The following is a 14,030-nucleotide window of genomic DNA, read 5'->3' as shown; positions in this document are numbered from 1 at the left end:
GCGCGAGGGCGGAGGCGGCGAGGGCCGTCGGGCGGCGGTGGGCGGGGCGGCTCACGTGTCCACCCCGGCACGGGCGAGCGCCTCGGTGACCCAGGAGGCGGTGCGCAGCTCGCTGAGCTCCGCGAGGTCGAACCAGCGCGCGTCCGTCGAGGATCCGCCGACCTCAGGGCGCAGGACGCCGCCCGTGATGCGGGCGGTGTAGAGGACCTGCACGGTGAGCAGGGGCAGCGGCTCGCCCCGCAGGCGCTTCTCCACCGGGATCGTCCCGGTCGTGACGCCCAGCAGGCCCGTGAGCTCGGCGGTGTGGCCGGTCTCCTCCCAGACCTCGCGCAGGCACGCCTCCTCCGGGCTCTCGCCGAGCTCGATGCCGCCGCCGGGCAGCGTCCACTGCAGGAACTCGGGCCCCTGCCACGAGCTGAGCAGGACGCGGCCGCCGTCCACGATCAGGGCGTAGGCGCCGGCGCGCGTCTGGAACGGGCCGGCGGGGTGCGCTCCGGCGGCGTCCGGGGCGGCGGGGGTGGTGCTCATGGCTGCGGACTCCTGGCGGCAGTGGGACGGCCCGCGGCGGGCGACGCTGCGGGCCCGGCCAGTCTACGAGCACCGCCCACCGCGAACAGCGGCACGGTCCACCGACCCGCGCCCTAGGCTGGAGGACCACCCGTCCCACCACCGGAAGGAGCAGCGCCCGTGGACACCCCGCAGGACCCGCCCCACCGGGACGACCCCTCCGGCGGCCCCGTGGAGCCGGCCGTCGACGCCGCCCTGGACCGGGTGCGCGCCCTGCTCCGGCAGGCCCGCGGCACCGCGGCGCCCGACGCCCCGACCGCCCTGGACGCCCGAGGCTGGTGGGAGCTCTCCCTCGAGGCCGCGCTGCGCGACGAGCCCCGGGAGTCCGCCCGCCTCGCCGACTCCGGTCTCGCCGCGCTCGGGCCCGGCCAGGACGACGTCCGCCTCGCCCTGCTGCGGGCGCTCGCCGTCGCCGCGGGCCAGGTCGGGGACGAGGCCGCCCTGACCCGCTGGGTGGAGGCCCGGGCGGCGCTGCTGCGCCACCTCGGCCGGCCCCGGCAGGCCGGGCTCGAGTCCCAGCTCGGCGGCGCCCTCGTGCGCGACCCGGACACGGTCGAGGCGGCGGTGCTGGCCGGCGTCGTGGAGGACGAGCCGGGCGCTCCCGGCGAGGACCCCGGGGACACCGTCCTGCCCGAGGCCGCCCTGGCCCTGGCCGTGCACCGCGTGCACACCGGGGACCTGGACGCCGCGCTCGAGCTGGCCCGCCGCGTCATCGCCGTCCTGGGCGGGCTGCGCGCGGCCGGTGCCCTGCTGCCCACCGGCTCGTGGTCCAGCGCGCATCTGCTGCTCGCCCGCCTGCACCTGTGGCGGGGCGAGCACGCCGAGGCGGACGCGGCGGCCGCCGTCGTCACCGCGCTGCCCGCCGCCCGGGCCGTCCTCGCCTCCGCCACCACGGTGCGGGCGATCGCCGCCCACGAGCTGGACCGTCCGACGGCGGCCCTCGACCTGGCGCTCGAGGCGGCGGAGCGGATGGCCTCGGTCGGGCTGCGGCGCGGCGCCGCCTCCGCGGCGGCCCTGGCCGGGCGCGTGGCCGGCGACCTCGACGGGTACGAGGAGGTCGCCGTGGCCGCGTGGGAGCTGGCCTCCGTGCACGCGGAGAAGGCCGAGGCGCCGGAGGCCTCGAGCCTGAGCTACTGGTGGGCGCACCAGCTCGTGCTCGCCGGCCGCGCCGACGAGGCCGAGCCCCTGCTCGCCCGGCTGGTGCGCCGCGAGGCCACCCACGGCCGGGACGTCGAGCAGGCCCGTGCCCTCGTGGACCTCGGTCACGCCCACCACGACCAGGACCGCGCCGAGAACGCGCTGCCCCTGTGGCGGGAGGCGGCCGGCCTGTTCGAGGCCCACGGCCAGTGGGAGGACGCCGCGCGCACGCTCCTGGCCGCCGGCGCCCTCGTGAACCGCGAGCGCGACGAACGCACCCGGCCCTCCGCCCTCGACCTGTTCGAGCGGGCGGTCGCGGCCGCGCGCCAGGCGGTGGACGAGGACCCGGCGGTGCTGCCGGCCGCGCTGCACGCGCACGGGTACCTGCTGTGCGAGTCCGGCCAGGCGGAGGGCCTCGACCTCCTCGAGGAGGCGCTCGCCCTCGTGCGGGACGCCGGCGCCGACTGGCAGGTGGCCGACTACACGGACACCCGCGCCCGTGCCCTGTGGTCGCTCGAGCGGGGGCCGGAGGCGATCGCCACCGCGCTGCAGGCCGCCGACCTGTTCACCGCCGCCGGGGACCGCGAGGGCGCCGCGCAGGCCGAGCTCTTCGCCGCCTACGTGGTGGCCGAGGACGGCAGCCCCGAGCAGGCCGCGACGCTCTTCCGCCTGGTGTGCGAGTCCACCGAGTCCACGCTCGTGCGCCTCGGGGCGCTCACGGGCCTGCACCAGTGCCTGTCCGCCCTCGGGGACCACGACGGCGCCGCGCGCGTCCGGGACGAGCTCGACGCGCTCCGGGAGGGGCTCGGCGCGGACTGACCGCCGCTCGAGGGGGTGGCCGCCATCGCGGGTCACAGGCCGACGCGGGCCAGGGCGGCGTCGGCGGCGGCCCGGCGGGCGGACCGCACGGCGCGGGGCGCGGTCGGCTGCGCCGCGAGGGCGGCGAGCACGGTCGCGACGCGGGCCGCCAGCGCCACCTCGTCGACCTCGCTGCGGGCGTGGCGCCGGAACCGTGCGGCCACGGCGCGCAGCGCGGCGCCGCCGGCACCGAGGTCCACGGCGCCCGCCTCGAGATGGGCGATCAGGACGGCCCAGTCGTCCACGCGGTGCCCCATGCCCAGGTCGTCGGCGTCCAGCACGCCGGTGATCCGCTCCCCCGCCGCGTCCACGTGCAGGTTCCCCGGGTGCAGGTCGCCGTGCACGGGCACACGTGGGCCGGGATCCCCGGCCGCGAGCGCCGCGCGGAGCCGGTCGGCCCGGGCTGCGACCTCGTCCTGGGCCTCGGGGTCCAGCACGACGGCGGCCCACGTGGCGTGCTCGAGCAGGATGGCGGGTCCGCCGTCGTCCGTGTCGGCGCACCCGGCCGCCCCGGCCGTGGGGCCGGCCGGGCCGGGGGGCTCCTCGGGCACCGGCGGCAGCCGGTCCAGCAGCGCGGCGACCCGCGCGGGGTCGAGGCCGGCGGCCTCGGGCCCGGCCAGCAGCGCCCGCCAGGGCAGGCCCGGCACGCTCGCGAGCGGGAGCACCCCGTGCTCCGGCGTCGCGAGGACGGCGGGCACCGGCACCCCGGCCGCCCCCGCGGCGGCCTGCCGCCGGGCGACCCGTGCGGCGCGCGCGGGCGGGAGCACCTTCAGGAACGTGCGGGCCGCGACGCCGTCGTCGCCGGTCGCCTCGACGGCCAGGACCGCGCGGTCCCGCGGCCGGTAGCCGCGCCACGTGAGGCGGGCCCGGCCCGGCGCCGTGCCGAGCAGGGCCGCGAGCGCGTCCGGGTCGGCGGTCAGCGTGAGGCCTGGCAGGACGGGGTCGGCGGGGGCCCACCACCACAGGGTGCCGTCCTCCAGGATCCCGCGCTCGCCCGGGACGGGCGGGCACGCCGCGGCGGGGACGTCGGGGTGCCGGGGGTCGCGGGCGAGGACGAGGGTGCGGGAGCGCACGCGGGCGTCGCCCGCGCGTCCGGTCATCACGTCCAGGTCCAGGACGCGCGGTCGGGGTGGGGGGCATTCTGCGTCACCCGTCCAGGATAGTCGAGGCGCTCAGTAGCGCCGCGCGGCGTCCGGGAAGCGGTGCAGCTCGTCCCGGACCACGCGGGTCATGCGCTTCTCCACCACGAAGGACAGGAACGGCACGACGCCGCCGCCGGCCATCGCCAGCAGGCGCAGCGGCTCCCAGCGCATCAGGGACCACAGGCGGAACGAGGCGAGCAGGTACACCACGTACATCCAGCCGTGGGCGATGAGGATGAACAGGGACAGGTTCACTCCCCCGGTCACGCTGTCCGTGGGGTGCAGCCCCAGGCCGTTGGCCTCTCCGTCCAGGGTGGTGCCGCCCGCGTAGAGCTCCACGTGCATGCCGTACTTCAGCACCATCTCCGCCACGAGCAGCAGGAGCATGATGCCGGTGATCCACGCGCACACCACGTAGAGGCGGGTGGCGGAGCGGATCTGCTGCTGGGTGCCGGCGAAACGGCGATGCTCCCGGCCTGGCCGCGGGGGCGGCTCGGGCAGGTCGGCCTCCGTGATGTCCTCGGGATCCGGCAGGCTCGCCGGGTCCACCGGCTGGGGGCCGGGGTGCTGGGTGCTCATCGGCTCTGCTCCTCTCGGGGCCCACGGGGGCCCGGGTCGCGGGGGTCGGGGCGCGCGGCCCCGTCGTCGTCGTGGTCCTGGCGTGGGTGCGCCGCGGACTGTGCCGCGACGGCCCGCTCCTTGGCCTCGCGCGCGGCCGCCCGGCGCCGCTCGAGCTCCTCGGCGCGCCACTGCGCGGCCCACTCCTCGTCGAGCCGGCGCTCGTGCTCGTCCCGGACGTGGTCGTCGCGGACGAACCGCCACCACAGGAACAGGGCGAAGCCGGCGAAGAGCATCCACTCCACGGCGTAGAAGACGTTGAGCCAGATGATCTGGGTCTCCTCGGGCTGCGGGGCCACCCACACCGGCTCGAGCCCGCCGGGGCCGGCCGCGCCCGTCTCGGCGCCCGCGGCGTCGACCATCTCGAACGCCGCGACGAACGCCGCGTAGGACGGCTCGTCCCACACGTTCACCAGCTGGGCCGGGGCCAGGCTGCGGTACAGGAGCCGGTCGGCGGTGTCCTCGGCCGCAGCCTCGCGCGGCAGGGGCCCGTCCGGGGGCAGCAGGCGCCCGGTGACGGTGACCTGCCCGGTGGGCGCGGGGTCCACGACGTCGGCGTCGGCCGACCAGCCGCGGACCACCGGGACGACCTCGCCGTCCGGGGCGCCGGCCACCCGCAGGGCCGTGACCGTCCAGTAGCCGTCGCGGCCGTTCAGCAGGCGCGGGCCGACCAGGACGTCCGTGCCGGGCACGAACTCCCCCTCGACCGTGACGACCTGGTCGGCCTGCGAGCCCAGCAGGGCCTCGTAGGGGCGCACGTGCTCCAGGAACGGCACGGCGTTCTCGGTCTGGGTGCGCGGCGGCGGCGCGTTCGTCTCCGCGGACTCGAACTGCCACTTGGACAGCCCCACGAAGACCGCGGCCGCCACGAGGGCCAGCACCAGGGTGGCCAGCCAGACGGGCTTGAGGGCGGTGCGCAGCACGCCGTATCAACTCTTCCGGTCGGGGTGCCGCCAGGCGGCGGCGGGGATCAGACGGTCTGGGTGGGGGTCACGAGGACCTCCACCTTCTGGAAGTCCTTGAGCTCGGTGTAGCCGCAGGTGGCCATGGCGCGCTTCAGGCCGCCCATCAGGTTGGACGTGCCGTCCGCGTGGCGGCCGGGCCCCCACAGGACCTCCTCGAGCGGAGCCACCTGGCCCACGTGGGTGCGGTGCCCGCGCGGCAGCTCCGGGTGGGCGGCCTCGAGGCCCCAGTGCCAGCCGCCGCCGGGGGCGTCGGTGGCGCGGGCCAGGGCGGCGCCCAGGACGACCGCGTCCGCGCCCATGGCGATCGCCTTGACGATCTCCCCCGAGGTGGAGACGCCGCCGTCGGCGATCACGTGCACGTAGCGGCCGCCGGACTCGTCCATGTAGTCGCGGCGCGCCTCGGCGATGTCCGAGATGGCCGTGGCCATCGGCACACGGATGCCCATGGCGCGGCGCGTGGTGGTGGACGCGCCGCCGCCGAAGCCGACGAGCACGCCGGCCGCGCCGGTGCGCATCAGGTGCAGGGCCGGCGTGTAGCCGGCCGCCCCACCCACGATCACGGGCACGTCCAGCTCGTAGATGAACTGCTTCAGGTCCAGCGGCTCCTGGGTGGAGGAGACGTGCTCGGCCGAGACGGTGGTGCCGCGGATGACGAACAGGTCCACGCCCGCCGCCACGACGGTGCGGTAGAACTCCTGCGTGTTCTGCGGGGTCAGCGAGCCCGCGACGACGACGCCGGCCTCGCGGATCTGCGCGAGGCGCTCGGTGATCAGATCGGGGCGGATGGGGGCCGCGTAGGCCTCCTGCAGCTTGCGGGTGGCCTCGGTCCCGGCCGGGCCGGCCTCGAGGGCGGCGATCTCCTCGAGCAGCGGGCGCGGGTCCTCGTGGCGGGTCCACAGGCCCTCGAGGTTGAGGACGCCGAGACCGCCCAGCCACCCCATCGCGATGGCGGTCTCCGGGCTCATCACGGAGTCCATGGGTGCACCGATCACGGGCATGTCGAACGTGTAGGCGTCGATGCGCCACGTGAGGCTGACGTCCTGGGGATCCCGGGTGCGCCGCGCGGGCACCACGGACACGTCGTCGAGGGAGAAGGCCCGGCGGCCGCGCTTGCCGCGGCCGATCTCAATCTGGTTCGTCACCGGGCCAGCCTAGCCCAGGCGCCACGGGGGCGGCGCCGACCGTGTCGTCGGCGCCGCCCCGTCCGGGGCTCCCCCCGGACCCGCCGTGCGGGTCAGCGCGAACGGTAGTTCGGGGCCTCGACGGTCATCATGATGTCGTGCGGGTGGGACTCCTTCAGGCCCGCCGCGGTGATGCGCACGAAGCGGCCGTTCTCCTTGAGATCGGCCACCGTGGACGCGCCCGTGTAGAACATCGTCTGGCGCAGGCCGCCCACGAGCTGGTGGACCACCGAGGCGACCGGGCCCCGGAAGGGCACCTGGCCCTCGATGCCCTCGGGGATCAGCTTGTCCTCGTCCGGCACGTCCGCCTGGAAGTAGCGGTCCTTGGAGAAGGAGCGCGTGCCGTTGCGGGTCTGCATGGCGCCCAGGGAGCCCATGCCACGGTAGGTCTTGAACTGCTTGCCCTGGTAGAACACGAGGTCGCCCGGGGACTCGGCCGTGCCGGCCAGCAGGGAGCCGAGCATCACCGAGTCGGCGCCGGCCACGAGGGCCTTGCCGATGTCACCGGAGTGCTGCAGGCCGCCGTCGGCGATCAGCGGGACGCCCGCGGGGCGCGTGGCCTTGGCCGCCTCGTAGATGGCGGTGATCTGCGGGACGCCGACGCCGGCCACCACACGGGTCGTGCAGATCGAGCCCGGGCCCACGCCCACCTTCACGGCGTCCGCGCCGGCGTCGACGATCGCCTTGGCGCCCGCGTAGGTCGCGGCCTGACCGCCGATGACGTCGACGTGCGCGGCCGCCTTCTCCTTCTTCAGGCGCGCGATCATGTCCAGCACGCCGTGCGTGTGGCCGTTCGCGGTGTCCACCACGAGGGCGTCCACGCCCGCCTCGACGAGCGCCATGGCGCGCTCCCAGCCGTCGCCGAAGAACCCGACGGCGCCGCCGACGAGCAGCCGGCCCTCGTCGTCCTTCGCGGCGTCCGGGTACTGCTCCGCCTTGTCGAAGTCCTTGATGGTGATCAGGCCGGTCAGGCGGCCCGCATCGTCCACGAGCGGCAGCTTCTCCACGCGGTTCTGGGAGAACAGGCGGATGGTCTCGGCGCGCGAGACGCCCTCCTGCGCGGTGACCAGCGGCATGCGGGTCATGGCGGTGTCCACCGTGCGGGTGGCCCACTCCTCGCGCGGGATGAAGCGGGTGTCGCGGTTGGTGATGATGCCCAGCAGCGTCATGTCCTCGGCCACCACCGGCAGGCCCGAGACGCGGTACTGGGCGCACAGCTCGTCCAGGTCCGCGAGCGTGGCGTCGGGGCCGATGGTCACGGGGTCCTTGATCATCCCCGACTCGGAGCGCTTCACGGTGTCCACGTGGCGGACCTGGTCCTCGATGGACAGGTTGCGGTGGATGATGCCCATGCCGCCCTGACGGGCCATGGCGATGGCCAGGGGAGCCTCGGTCACGGTGTCCATCGCCGCGGAGACGATGGGGATGTTCAAGCGGATGTTGCGGGTCAGCCGGGTGCCCGTGTCCGCGTCCGCGGGGATCACGTCGGTGGCGTTGGGCAGCAGCAGGACGTCGTCATAGGTGAGGCCGAAGAAGCCGAAGGGATCCGAGGAGGAGTGGACGGGCTCGGGGCTGGGACCGGTGCTGGTGTTGGTCACGAAGGCGCCTTTCGGGACGGGTGTTTCCGCGATTCTATGCCCGGGGGTCAAACCGGCGACCCGGGTGCGGGCCACGTCACAGGGCCCCCGCGCTGGGCCACGCGGGGGCGAGACGGACGTCACCACGACGTCACATGGCGCAATCCGGTTCGGCGTCGTGATATTGGTCCGCCTAATCTCCCCGGATGAGCACCGCACAGTCCTCCCCCGCACCGGCGCCCCGACGCCGGCTCCCCGCCTGGACGTCGAACTTCGGCTGGCAGATCGCCGCCGCCCTCGTCCTCGGCCTCGTCCTGGGCCTGATCGCCCGCGCCACGGGGCACACCTCCGAGCACCCGACCTGGCTCGGCGAGACGCTGGCCACCGTCGGCAGCATCTACATCAGCCTGCTGAAGGCCACGGTCGTCCCGCTGGTCTTCTTCGCCGTCGTCGCCTCCATCGCCAACCTGGCCCAGGTGACCAACGCGGCCCGCCTGGCCGCCAAGACCCTGCTGTGGTTCGCCATCACGAGCCTGATCGCGGTGCTCATCGGCCTCGCCGTCGGCGTCGCGCTGCAGCCGGGCGTGGGCACCGGCCAGACCGCGCCGGCGTCCTACCAGGCCAAGGACGTCGGCTGGCTCGACTTCCTGACCTCCCTGGTGCCGGCGAACTTCCTCGGCCTGACCGTCAAGACGACGGCGGGCGAGGACGGCGCGCTCGCCTCCTCCCCCACGTTCAACGTGCTGCAGATCCTCGTGATCGCGATCGTCGTGGGCGTGGCCGCGCTCAAGGTCGGCGAGAAGGCCGCCCCGTTCCTCACGTTCTCCCGCTCGGTGCTCGCGATCATCCAGAAGCTGCTGTGGTGGATCATCCGCCTGGCCCCGATCGGCACCATCGGCCTGCTGGGCAACGCCGTGGCCTCGTACGGCTGGTCCACGATGGGCACGCTGGCCAAGTTCGTGGTGGCGATCTACGTGGGCCTGGCCCTCGTGATGCTCGTGGTGTACCCGGTGCTGGCGCGCCTGCACGGGCTCTCCGTCAAGCAGTTCTTCACCGGCGTGTGGCCGGCGTTCCAGCTCGGCTTCGTCTCCCGCTCCTCCCTCGGCACGCTGCCCGTCACCCAGCGGGTGGCCGAGCGCAACTTCGGCGTGCCCACCGGCTACGCCTCCTTCGCCGTCCCGCTGGGCGCCACCACCAAGATGGACGGCTGCGCCGCGATCTACCCGGCCGTGGCCGCCGTGTTCATCGCCCAGTTCTACGGGATCGACATGAGCCTGAGCCAGTACGCCCTCGTGGCACTCGTGTCCGTGCTGGGCTCGGCCGCGACCGCCGGCACCACCGGCGCCACCGTGATGCTCACGCTCACGCTGTCCACCGCCGGGCTGCCCCTCGAGGGCATGGCCCTGCTCCTGGCCGTCGACCCGATCGTGGACATGGGTCGCACCGCCCTCAACGTGTCCGGCCAGGCCCTCATCCCCGCCCTCGTGGCCTCCCAGGAGGGCATCCTCGACCGGGACCGCTACGACGCCCCGCGCGGCGACATCTTCGGCGAGGACGAGGAGGAGATCGTCGAGGCCCGCGCCCACGCGACCGCCGACTCCCGCGCCCAGCTCGTCGGCACCCCGGAGCCGCGCGCCTGAGTCAGCGGCCGGACGGGCCCGCTCCGGCGGGTCCGTCCGCGCCGTCCTCGTCCCCCTCGTCCAGGTACTCGCCCAGCACGTAGTCGTAGTCCACGGGGTTCCCGTCCTCGTCCGTGCGGCGGTACCAGTCGGTGATCTCCGCGGCGGTGGAGTCGAACCCCTCGCCGGCCGCGTACCAGCTGCCCGGCGGGGTGCGCTCCACCGTGAACGCGAAGTCGTCCCCGTACTCCACCAGGCCCCGCACCGTCGCCTTCTCGACGGCGGCCCGCTGGTACCGGTCACGGATCGCGAAGGGGTCGTTGGCCAGTTCGCGCTGGAGCGCGACCGCCATGAGGACGAGCACCACGGTGAACGGCAGCGCCGTGATGGTGATGAGGTTCTGCAGGCCGGTGAGCGCGGTGTCGCCGCCGGTCAGCAGCATCACGACGGCGATGCCCGCCATGCACAGCGCCCAGAACACCGTGATCGTGCGGCGCGGGGCCGGGGCGCCGCGCTGTGAGAGCTGCGAGTTCACGATCGAGGCGGAGTCCGCCGTCGTGATGAAGAAGACCGCCAGCATGACGATCACGACCGGGGCCACCAGCCCGCCGCCGGGCAGCTGGTCCAGGACCACCCAGAAGATCTCCGCCGGCGCGGGCAGCGACGCGGCCGTGCCGTCCGGCGCCACGGAGCCCTGCGTCCGCTGCAGCCAGATGGTGGTGCCGCCGATGATCGTGAACGCGCCGACGATCACCGCGGCCGGGATGAACAGGGCCCCGAGGACGTACTGGCGGATGGTCCGACCCTTCGAGATCTTCGCCATGAACACGCCCACGAACGGGGCCCAGCTGACCCACCACGCCCAGTAGAAGATCGTCCAGCTGGAGAGGAACTCCTGCATGTCCTCCCCCTCGGCCATCGAGGCGCCGAGGGCGTCCGGGGCGGAGGAGACGTAGTCCATCAGGACGCCGGGCACGATGTTCAGCAGGAACGCCGTCGGGCCGACGACGAAGAAGAACAGCGCCAGGCCGAGGGCGAGCAGCATGTTGATGTTGGACAGCCACCGGATGCCGCGGGCCACACCGGACACCGCCGAGAAGATGGTGCCGATCGTGAGCACCACGATGATCCCCAGCGCCACCGTGTTCCCCGGCGCCGACCAGCCCGAGACGATCTCCACGCCCCGGCCGATCTGCAGGGCGCCGATGCCCAGCGAGGCCGCCGTGCCGAACAGTGTGGCGATGATCGCGAGCCCGTCGATCAGGCGCGCCCCGACGGAGTCGCTGCGCTGGGAGTCGCCGAACAGCGGCGCGATGATGGAGCTCATCAGCGGCACCCGGCCCCGGCGGTAGGACACGTAGCCGACCGACAGGCCGACGACCGCGTAGATCGCCCACGCGTTCACGCCCCAGTGCAGCGCGGCCTGGGCCAGCGCGCCCGTCACCGCCTCCTCGCTCGCCGCCTCGTACGCCCCCGGGCGCGGGGCCAGGTAGTAGGTCAGCGGCTCGTACGGGCCGAAGAAGATGATGCCGATGCCGATGCCGGCCGCGAAGAGCATGGCCGACCAGCTCGCCGTGGAGTACTCCGGCTTCTCCCCGTCCAGTCCCAGCGGGATCTCGCCGTACCGGGAGAACGCCAGGGCCAGCAGGAACACCACCATCCCGATGGCCAGCAGGGCGAACAGCCAGCCGGCGTGGAGCATCACCCAGTCGAGGGCCGCGCTCGAGACGGCCAGCACGGCGTCCGGCTGCAGCACGCCCCACACCACGAAGCCGACCACCAGCAGGCCGACGACGGCGAGGATCACCCGGTCCACGCCGTAGCGCACCCGGCGGTCCTCCACGGACACGCCCGGCACGAGGGCCGGGTGGATGCCGTGCGGATAGGAGAACTCGCGGACGAAGCGGCGCAGCCGTGGCCGGGCCGGGGTCCGGGTCGTGTGGGACCCGGTGGGACGGGGCGGCGTGGGTGTGTCCATGGGCACACCATAGAGGGCACCCCGGACGGCCGGCGTCTCCCGCCCGCACGACGACGGCCCCTCACCCGGGCGGGCGAGGGGCCGTCGTCGACAGCCGGCCGCGTCAGGGCCGACGGAGGGGTCAGTGCTGGTGGCCGGCCTCGTCCTCCTCGGCGGGCTTGTCCGCCACGAGGGTCTCGGTGGTCAGCACGAGGGCCGCGATGGAGGCGGCGTTGGCCAGCGCGGAGCGGGTCACCTTGACCGGGTCGATCACGCCGTCGGCGATCAGGTCGCCGTAGACGCCGGTCTTCGCGTTGAAGCCGTGGTTCGGCTCCAGCTCGGCGACCTTGGAGACCACCACGTAGCCGTCCTCGCCCGCGTTCTGGGCGATCCAGCGCAGCGGCTGCTTCAGGGCCTTGCGGACGATGTCCACGCCCACGGCGGCGTCGCCGGTCAGGGCCTGGACGTCGGCGTCGGTGTCGAGCGCGGTCAGCGCGTTGATGAGCGCGGTGCCCCCGCCGGCCACGATGCCCTCCTCGAGGGCGGCGCGGGTCGAGGACACGGCGTCCTCGATGCGGTGCTTGCGCTCCTTGAGCTCCACCTCGGTGGCGGCGCCCACGCGGATCACGCCGATGCCGCCGGAGAGCTTGGCGAGGCGCTCCTGGAGCTTCTCGCGGTCCCAGTCGGAGTCGGTCGCGGCGGACTCGGCCTTGATCTGGGCGACCCGGGCCTCGACGTCCTCGGCCGCACCGCCGCCGTCGACGATGGTGGTCTCGTCCTTGGTGACGGTGATGCGGCGGGCGGAGCCGAGCACGTCCAGGTCGGCCTGCTCGAGCTTCATGCCGAGGTCCGGGGAGACGACCTGGGCGCCGGTGAGGATCGCGATGTCCTGCATCATGGCCTTGCGGCGGTCGCCGAAGCCCGGGGCCTTGACGGCCACGACGTTCAGGGTGCCGCGGATCTTGTTCACCACGAGGGTGGACAGGGCCTCGCCCTCGATGTCCTCGGCGATCACGAACAGCGGCTTGTTGGCCTGCAGGACCTTCTCCAGCAGGGGCAGCAGCTCCTGTACGTTGGAGATCTTGCCCGAGTTGATCAGGACGTAGGCGTCCTCGAGCACGGCCTCCTGACGCTCGGCGTCGGTGACCATGTACGGGGACAGGAAGCCCTTGTCGAACTGCATGCCCTCGGTGACGTCCAGCTCGGTGGAGGTCGTGGAGGACTCCTCGATGGTGATGACGCCGTCGGTGCCGACCGTGTCGAACGCGCGGGCCAGCAGCTCGCCGACCTCGTCGTTCTGGGCCGAGATGGCGGCCACGTGGGCCACCTCCTGGCCCTCGACCGGGCGGGCGTTCTCCTGCAGGCGCCGCTCGACGGCGGCCACGGCCACCTCGATGCCCTTCTTGACCTCGCCCGGCGCGGCGCCGGCGGCGACCTGGCGCATGCCCTCGTTCACGAGCGCCTGGGCCAGCACGGTGGCGGTGGTGGTGCCGTCGCCCGCGATGTCGTTGGTCTTGGTGGCGACCTCCTTGGCGAGCTGGGCGCCCATGTTCTCGTACGGGTCCTCCAGCTCCACCTCACGGGCGATCGTGACGCCGTCGTTGGTGATGGTGGGGGCGCCCCACGCCTTGTCGAGCACCACATTGCGGCCCTTGGGGCCGAGGGTGACCTTGACGGTGTCGGCGAGCTTGTCGATGCCGGCCTGGAGGGCGCGGCGTGCGTCGTCGTTGAAAGCCAGCTGCTTGGCCATGACGGACGCTCCTTTCGTTCAGGGAGTCAGGGGGTGCGGGGACGCGAGGGGCCCGGGGCGCGCGCACCGGTGCGGTGCGCGCCGCTCACCGGGCCCGTCGCGGCGGGGTCACTTGGTGACGACGGCCAGCACGTCGCGGGCGGAGAGCACCAGGTACTCCTCGCCGCCGACCTTGACCTCGGTGCCGCCGTACTTGGAGTACAGCACGACGTCACCCTCGGCGACGTCGACGGGCACGCGGTTGCCGTTCTCGGCGACCCGGCCCGGGCCCACGGCCACGACCTGGCCCTCCTGCGGCTTCTCCTTGGCGGTGTCCGGGATCACGAGGCCCGACGCGGTGGTCTGCTCGGCCTCCAGGGGGCGGACAACGATGCGATCCTCGAGGGGCTTGATGGAGACAGACATGCTGCACACTCCTTCTTCGTCGACATGCGGCTCCGGCGGGCTCGCCGGTCCGCTGATGCTGTGGTCTGCGGGTGCGCCACGGGCGTCAGACCCTCCGTCGTCGCGGTGCCGGACGGTCCACCTCGGGCATTGGCACCCGGTACCCCCGAGTGCCAGTCCTGACTCTACTCCGGGTTCTGGCACTCCTTCAACATGAGTGCCAGCCGTGTCTCCGCCGTCCGCCGTGGGCGGAGGCGTGGGGCGCGGTGCGGTGG

The 14,030-nt window shown here is 74.2% G+C and carries 11 protein-coding genes; 2 read left to right on the top strand and 9 right to left on the bottom strand.

Going from position 1 to position 14,030, the window contains the following annotated elements; all coding sequences use genetic code 11:
- Window positions 1-51 precede the first annotated feature (51 nt).
- Window positions 52-528: an NUDIX hydrolase gene (locus J1M40_RS08480; RefSeq protein WP_036316610.1), complete on the bottom strand. Its 477-nt coding sequence runs from the start codon at window positions 526-528 to the stop codon at window positions 52-54.
- 159 nt (window positions 529-687) lie between these two features.
- Here J1M40_RS08480 and J1M40_RS08475 point away from each other — a divergent pair, with 159 nt between their 5' ends.
- Window positions 688-2,523: a hypothetical protein gene (locus tag J1M40_RS08475; protein WP_036316608.1), complete on the top strand. Its 1,836-nt coding sequence runs from the start codon at window positions 688-690 to the stop codon at window positions 2,521-2,523.
- 32 nt (window positions 2,524-2,555) lie between these two features.
- Here the strand turns inward: J1M40_RS08475 and J1M40_RS08470 are convergent, their stop codons facing one another.
- The 5 genes from J1M40_RS08470 to guaB all read right to left on the bottom strand — a co-directional run bounded on the left by J1M40_RS08470 (window position 2,556) and on the right by guaB (window position 8,066).
- A complete protein-coding gene (locus J1M40_RS08470) occupies window positions 2,556-3,662 on the bottom strand; it encodes a phosphotransferase (protein ID WP_241252180.1) in 1,107 nt (368 codons plus the stop codon).
- 72 nt (window positions 3,663-3,734) lie between these two features.
- Window positions 3,735-4,283, bottom strand: coding sequence for a DUF3817 domain-containing protein (locus J1M40_RS08465; protein ID WP_036340922.1), 549 nt, complete (start codon window positions 4,281-4,283; stop codon window positions 3,735-3,737).
- On the bottom strand, window positions 4,280-5,245 hold the full coding sequence (locus J1M40_RS08460) for an SURF1 family protein (RefSeq protein ID WP_070709487.1): 966 nt from the start codon (window positions 5,243-5,245) through the stop codon (window positions 4,280-4,282). The genes J1M40_RS08465 and J1M40_RS08460 overlap by 4 nt, the downstream gene beginning before the upstream one ends.
- A gap of 47 nt (window positions 5,246-5,292) precedes the next feature.
- Window positions 5,293-6,429 (bottom strand): GuaB3 family IMP dehydrogenase-related protein, encoded by a 1,137-nt coding sequence (locus J1M40_RS08455; protein ID WP_206450696.1) that lies wholly within the window; start codon window positions 6,427-6,429, stop codon window positions 5,293-5,295.
- A gap of 92 nt (window positions 6,430-6,521) precedes the next feature.
- Entirely contained in the window at window positions 6,522-8,066 is a 1,545-nt protein-coding gene (guaB, locus tag J1M40_RS08450) for an IMP dehydrogenase (protein WP_070709887.1), read from the bottom strand.
- A 185-nt stretch (window positions 8,067-8,251) separates the two neighbouring features.
- On the opposite strand from guaB, the gene J1M40_RS08445 reads away from it, so the two are divergent.
- A complete protein-coding gene (locus J1M40_RS08445) occupies window positions 8,252-9,685 on the top strand; it encodes a dicarboxylate/amino acid:cation symporter (protein ID WP_070709889.1) in 1,434 nt (477 codons plus the stop codon).
- A 1-nt stretch (window position 9,686) separates the two neighbouring features.
- Here the strand turns inward: J1M40_RS08445 and J1M40_RS08440 are convergent, their stop codons facing one another.
- From J1M40_RS08440 to groES, 3 genes are all read right to left on the bottom strand, one after another.
- On the bottom strand, window positions 9,687-11,642 hold the full coding sequence (locus J1M40_RS08440) for a BCCT family transporter (RefSeq protein ID WP_083325347.1): 1,956 nt from the start codon (window positions 11,640-11,642) through the stop codon (window positions 9,687-9,689).
- Window positions 11,643-11,763: 121 nt separating this feature from the next.
- Entirely contained in the window at window positions 11,764-13,371 is a 1,608-nt protein-coding gene (gene groL / locus J1M40_RS08435) for a chaperonin GroEL (RefSeq protein ID WP_101965835.1), read from the bottom strand.
- A gap of 108 nt (window positions 13,372-13,479) precedes the next feature.
- Window positions 13,480-13,776: a co-chaperone GroES gene (gene groES, locus J1M40_RS08430; protein WP_002857590.1), complete on the bottom strand. Its 297-nt coding sequence runs from the start codon at window positions 13,774-13,776 to the stop codon at window positions 13,480-13,482.
- Window positions 13,777-14,030 lie beyond the last annotated feature (254 nt).

Origin of the sequence: Micrococcus sp. KRD026, from assembly GCF_017168445.1 — a bacterium.
In the GTDB taxonomy this organism is placed as follows: Bacteria; Actinomycetota; Actinomycetes; order Actinomycetales; family Micrococcaceae; genus Micrococcus; species Micrococcus luteus.
This window is presented reverse-complemented; position numbering and strand designations above follow the sequence as displayed.